Origin of the sequence: Mesorhizobium sp. M7A.T.Ca.US.000.02.2.1, assembly GCF_003996995.1 — a bacterium.
GTDB lineage: Bacteria > Pseudomonadota > Alphaproteobacteria > Rhizobiales > Rhizobiaceae > Mesorhizobium.
Genome location: NZ_RZTT01000395.1, coordinates 1 through 5,507, shown reverse-complemented (window position 1 = coordinate 5,507; position 5,507 = coordinate 1). Strand labels below are relative to the sequence as shown.

At 63.9% G+C, this 5,507-nt stretch carries 5 protein-coding genes and 1 pseudogene; 3 read left to right on the top strand and 3 right to left on the bottom strand.

All coding sequences use genetic code 11. The features are described 5' to 3' along the window. On the top strand, nucleotides 1-553 hold a 553-nt coding region (locus tag EOD15_RS27495; protein WP_185929091.1), incomplete at its 5' end, for a PLP-dependent transferase. A gap of 138 nt (nucleotides 554-691) precedes the next feature. After that, on the top strand, nucleotides 692-1,135 hold the full coding sequence (locus EOD15_RS27490) for a CHRD domain-containing protein (protein WP_127271887.1): 444 nt from the start codon (nucleotides 692-694) through the stop codon (nucleotides 1,133-1,135). A 52-nt stretch (nucleotides 1,136-1,187) separates the two neighbouring features. Here the strand turns inward: EOD15_RS27490 and EOD15_RS27485 are convergent, their stop codons facing one another. The 3 genes from EOD15_RS27485 to EOD15_RS27475 all read right to left on the bottom strand — a co-directional run bounded on the left by EOD15_RS27485 (nucleotide 1,188) and on the right by EOD15_RS27475 (nucleotide 5,041). Further along, nucleotides 1,188-2,837, bottom strand: coding sequence for a thiamine pyrophosphate-binding protein (locus EOD15_RS27485; protein WP_127409020.1), 1,650 nt, complete (start codon nucleotides 2,835-2,837; stop codon nucleotides 1,188-1,190). Further along, the gene (locus EOD15_RS27480) at nucleotides 2,834-4,009 is read right to left on the bottom strand and encodes a CaiB/BaiF CoA-transferase family protein (protein WP_127322798.1); all 1,176 of its coding nucleotides are present in this window, start codon (nucleotides 4,007-4,009) and stop codon (nucleotides 2,834-2,836) included. The genes EOD15_RS27485 and EOD15_RS27480 overlap by 4 nt, the downstream gene beginning before the upstream one ends. A 99-nt stretch (nucleotides 4,010-4,108) precedes the next feature. After that, nucleotides 4,109-5,041, bottom strand: a complete 933-nt coding sequence (locus tag EOD15_RS27475; RefSeq protein ID WP_127409019.1) for an alpha/beta hydrolase — start codon at nucleotides 5,039-5,041, stop codon at nucleotides 4,109-4,111. Nucleotides 5,042-5,223: 182 nt separating this feature from the next. Between EOD15_RS27475 and EOD15_RS27470 the strand changes: the two are divergent. After that, nucleotides 5,224-5,507, top strand: a pseudogene (locus EOD15_RS27470) (ribonuclease); the annotation flags it as partial.

Genomic DNA, 5,507 nt, shown 5'->3' with positions numbered 1-5,507 from the left:
CGGCCATTCCGATCTCATCGCGGGCGCCGCCATGGGCAGCAAGGCGGTCACCAAGCCGATCAAGGCGCTGCGCGGCGCGATCGGCACGCAGCTCGACCCGCATTCCTGCTGGATGCTTGGCCGCTCGCTGGAGACGCTGTCGATCCGCATGGAGCGGGCCAACGACAATGCGCGCCTGGTCGCCGAATCCCTGCGCGACCATGCCAAGGTCGAGAAGGTGCATTACCTTCCGTTCCTGGGCGAGGAAACGCCGGCTGGCCGCACCTACAGGGCGCAATGCACTGGTGCCGGCTCGACCTTCTCCTTCGATATCAAGGGCGGCGAGAAGGCGGCTTTCGCCTTTCTCAACAACCTGCAGATCTTCAAGCTGGCGGTGAGCCTGGGCGGAACGGAATCCTTGGCCAGCCACCCCGCGGCCATGACCCATTCGGGCATACCCTTCGAGGTGCGCGAACGCATCGGCGTGCTGGAGACCACGGTCAGGCTGTCGATTGGCGTGGAGCACCCGGATGATCTGATCGCCGACCTGACGCAGGCGCTGGCAGCCGTCTGACGCCGCCGGTATCGCGCGGTCCATTAGTCTGCACGTAAGTGTTACTCGCGCGCAGCCATTCGCTCTTATAAGCCTTGTGCCGATACATCCGCGCGCCGGGGAGCCGTGGCTGGATGTCATCAGCAAACGGAGATTCTCATGCGTATCCAATCCTTGGCGCCGATGCTTTCGGCACTGGCCATCTCGGTGTCTTTCCTTACGGCAGCGCCGGCCCTGGCCGAGACGGTGAAGCTGAAAGCGACGCTCGACGGCGCCCAGCAGAACCCGCCGGTGACCACGAAAGGCAAGGGCACCGCAGCTCTTACCTTCGACACGGCCACGAAGAAACTCAGCTGGAACGTCAAGTATTCCGGCCTCAGCGGGCCGGCGACCGCCGGGCATATTCACGGCCCAGCCGCGATGGGTGAAAACGCCGGGGTGGCGATCCCGTTCAAGGGCAAGCTCAAGAGCCCGATCAAAGGGTCGGCCGTGCTGACCGACGCGCAGGCCGCCGACCTGATGGGCGGCAAGGACTATGTCAACGTGCACACGGCAGCCAACAAGGACGGCGAAATCCGCGGACAGATCGAGACCGCCAAGTAGCGCAAGCCGCATGACAAAAAGGGGCGGGCGACCGCCTCTTTTTTTGTTTGGACTACGCCTTGTCGCGTATCTGCGTCATCGTCTTGGTCGGCGTGATCGCTTCGGGGTCGAGGCGGATTTCCACGATCGCCGGCTTGCCGCTGGCGCGGGCACGTTCGAAGGCGGGAGCGAAATCGGCGGTCTTGTCGACCGTTTCGCCATGGCCGCCATAGGCACGGGCGAGAGCCGCGAAATCGGGGTTCTTGAGATCGGTGGCGACGACGCGGCCGGGATATTCGCGCTCCTGATGCATGCGGATGGTGCCGTAGATGCCGTTGTTGACGACGACGACGACGATCGGCAGGTCATACTGCACGGCGGTGGCGAATTCCTGCCCGTTCATCAGGAAGCAGCCGTCGCCGGCAAAAGCGACCACGGTGCGCTCCGGAAACAGCTCCTTGGCGGCGACGGCCGCAGGCGTGCCATAGCCCATCGAGCCCGATGTCGGCGCACCTTGAGTGGCGAAGCGGCGGAAGCGGTGGAAGCGATGCACCCAGGTGGCGTAATTGCCGGCGCCGTTGGTCAGGATGGCATCGTCGGGCAGCATCTTTTCGAGGTAGTTCATGATCGGCCCCATCTGGACCGAGCCGGGGCCGCCTTCCGGTGGCGTCGACCAGTCGAGATAGGCGGCATGCAGCTTTGGCGTTTCGGCTGCCCAGACGGGTGCGGAGGCCGGCTTGCGCCTGGCGAAAGCGTCGATGAAGGCAGAAGGCGAGGCGTTGATCGCCAGTGTCGGCCTGTAGACGCGGCCGAGTTCGCCGGCGTCGGCATGGATGTGGACCAGCGTCTGGTCGGGGTAGGGGCTTTTCAGCAGCGTGTAGTCCGAGGAGGGCATTTCGCCCATGCGGCCGCCGATCAGCAGCAGGAGATCGGCCTGCTTGATCGCTGTCGCCAGCTTCGGGTTGATGCCGATGCCGACATCGCCGGCATAGTTCGGATGCAGATGATCGAACAGCATCTGGCGGCGGAAGGAACAACCGACCGGCAGCGACCAGGCCTCGGCGATCGTGCGCATTTGTGCAACCGCCTCGGCGTCCCAGCGCGTGCCGCCGAGGATTACGAACGGCCGCTTGGCCTTGGCCAGCAGCTTTTCCAACGCATCGAGCTCCGCTTCGCCCGGCCGTGTCTCAACCGGCGTGTGCGGCAAGGCGATGGGCGCCTCGACGATGCTGGTCAGCATGTCTTCCGGGAGCGAGATCACCACCGGGCCGGGACGGCCCGATGTCGCCACAGCGAAGGCGCGGGTCACAAATTCGGGGATGCGCGAGGCGTCGTCGATCTCGACCACCCATTTGGCGATGTCGCCAAAAAACCTCTTATAGTCCACCTCCTGGAACGCTTCGCGCTCCTTGGCGTGGCTGGCGACCTGGCCGATGAACAGGATGACGGGTATCGAATCCTGCATGGCGATGTGGATGCCGGCCGAGGCGTTGGTGGCGCCGGGGCCGCGGGTGACGAAGCAGATGCCGGGCTTGCCGGTCAGGCGGCCGTGGCAATCGGCCATCATCGCGGCACCGCCTTCCTGGCGGCAGACGATGGTGCGGATCGCAGAATCGTGCAGCGCGTCCAGGACCGCCAGATAGGATTCACCGGGCACGCAGTAGATGCGGTCGGTGCCGTTGGCTTCGAGCGCGTCGACGATGAGTTGTCCACCGGTCTTCATTGTCCAGACTTCTCCAGTTCGGCAAGGATTTCTTGCGTGTGCTCGCCCAGGCGCGGCGAGGGGCGCTCATAGACCAGCGGCGTGCCGGACATCACCATCGGCGCACGCACCGAAGGCAGAAGATTGCCATGGCCGTCGTCGAGATCGAGCCGCATGCCGCGCGCGATCGTCTGCGGATCGGCAAACATCTGGCCGATCGTGTTGATCGGGCTCGCCGGCACGCTGGCCGCTTCCAGCTTGGCCAGCAGCGGATCGCGGTCAAAAATCTTCAGCGCCTCGATCATGCGCTCGCGCAACTTGACCCGGTTGGCGACCCGGGCGGGATTGGTGGCGAAGTCGGGATTGGCAGGCAGGTCGTCCAGTCCGACAGCGGCGCAGAATTTGGCGAACTGGCCGTCATTGCCGACCGCCAGGATGATGTGCCCGTCCCTGACCGGCACCACCTCGTAAGGGGCGATGTTCATATGCGCATTGCCCATCTGCACCGGCGATTGGCCGGAGACGAGATAGTTCAAATTCTGGTTGCCGAGCGCCGAGATCTGGGTGTCTAAAAGCGCCATGTCGACGTGCTGGCCTTCGCCGGTCTGCTCGGCATGGCGCAATGCTGCCTGGATGGCGATGACCGAATAAAGGCCGGTGAAGATGTCGGAGATGGCGACGCCCGCTTTTTGCGGCTCGCGGCCGACCTCGCCGGTGATCGACATCATGCCGGCCATGGCCTGGATGATGAAGTCGTAGCCGGCGCGCGGCGCGTAGGGACCATCCTGGCCAAAGCCGGTGATCGAGCAATAGACGAGGCGCGGGTTGATCTGGCGCAGGCTGTCGTAGTCGAGGCCGTATTTCTTCAGGCCGCCGAGCTTGAAGTTCTCGATCAGCACGTCCGAGGTGGCGACCAGCCGGCGCACGGTCTCGGCCCCTTCCGGTGTCGAGAAATCGATGGCGATGGAGCGCTTGCCGCGATTGCAGGAATGGTAATAGGCGGCCGACAGGTTCTCGCCGTCCTTGCCCATGACGAAGGGCGGCCCCCATTTGCGGGTGTCGTCGCCGCCATCGGGGCTTTCGACCTTGATGACATCGGCGCCGAGATCGGCGAGCAACTGCCCGGCCCATGGCCCGGCAAGGATGCGGGCGAGTTCGACGACGCGGACGCCTTTCAGCGGGGGCTCAGCCATGGATCACCGTGGTTGCCGCAATCACCGTGATTGCTGCGAAAGCAGAGCCTCTATCAAGCCCTGCAACGGCTGTCACGGCTCTTGCAATGGGCCAATCCGTCACGCTTTGAGGACTTCGTCGGCCCAAATGGCGAAATCATCCATGATGATGTCGCGATTCACCTCGTTCAGGCTTTCGTGGCGGGTGTCGGCGTAAACCTTTGAAACCAGATTCGAAAAGCCCATGGCGCGCATGCGGCTGGCAAGATGCGTGATCCCTTTGCCATAATCCGAGGCGGGATCCTTTTCGCCACCGACGATGCTGACGGGCAGGTCGCGCCGGATGCCGGCAAAGCCGGCATCCTTGCCGCCGTTCAGCGCCATGCCGACGACGTCGCGCCACATCGATACCGAGGCATCCCAGCCGCAGAGCGGATCGGCAATGTATTTCGCCACTTCCGCCTCATCTCGCGACAGCCAGTCGAACAATGTGCGGTGATTGGGCACCGCTTTGCCCCAGGCCTGGAAGGTGAGCTTCGGCAACAGACGCGATGGCACGTCGGAGCCGAGCCGCATTCTCTCCCAGGCAAGGACGCCCAGCGCCACCTGCCCGAGCCGGCCTTGGGAGAAATTGCCGTTCCAGATAGCGGCGGCATGGACGCGTGGCGAATGACTTAAAAGGAAATTCAACACCACGGATGCCCCCATCGAATGACCAAACAGGATGACCGGTCTGTTTGGCTGTTCGCTGGCGATGAGGTCATGGATGGCGCCGATATCGGCGATCACCTTGGCGGGGCCATGCCTGTCGGCGAACCTGCCGAGCGGCGCGTCGGGCGCCTTGGTCGCGCCATGGCCGCGATGATCGTGGACATAGACGTGGAAGCCGCGGGAGCCAAGAAAATCGGCAAAGCGGGCATAGCGCGCTGCGTGCTCGGCCAGCCCGTGATTGATCTGGACGACGGCGCGTGCCCGGCCGTCGGCCTGCCTGACGAAAAGATTGAGCTCGGCACCGGTCGGCGAGGCAACCACGCGCTGCTGGCTGAATGACATGCCGCCTGGTCCCGCCCTTGCATTATCGTCGCTGGCTTTGTTTGCGCCGGCCCACATTATGCGTCAATCCGGCAAACCCGCTTTTCGCGACGATGTTTCTTGCGTTTGGCCAGCAAAATATCGCAATTCTGACATGGAGACAGCTTCAGTCTGTCGCCCACTTGTCCAGCCGGGGATTTTCCATGCGTAGTGCTGTCATTTTCGGATTGGCCATGCTGGCGGCGTCGCTAGCCGGGGCGGCGCGTGCCGACGTCAAGATGAGCGGCAGCTTTGTCGCCGACGCTGCCTGTCCGGCAACGCAAGCCATCAAGAACGGCAAGAACCCCGGCAATGTCTCGACCGATGCCGGGAAGAGCTACCAGCTGCTTGCCGGCAACAAGGATGCGCCGACGCACTACCTTATCCTGGTTCCGGGCGCCGATCCGGAGCGCCGCTGGGTGAAGGTCAGTTGCGGCCACGTTTCCGG

Coding starts and splice junctions, on each gene's coding strand:
- EOD15_RS27485 (WP_127409020.1), bottom strand. CDS start 2,837: ATGAAGACCGGTGGACAACTCATCGTCGACGCGCTCGAAGCCAACGGC.
- EOD15_RS27490 (WP_127271887.1), top strand. CDS start 692: ATGCGTATCCAATCCTTGGCGCCGATGCTTTCGGCACTGGCCATCTCG.
- EOD15_RS27480 (WP_127322798.1), bottom strand. CDS start 4,009: ATGGCTGAGCCCCCGCTGAAAGGCGTCCGCGTCGTCGAACTCGCCCGC.
- EOD15_RS27475 (WP_127409019.1), bottom strand. CDS start 5,041: ATGTCATTCAGCCAGCAGCGCGTGGTTGCCTCGCCGACCGGTGCCGAG.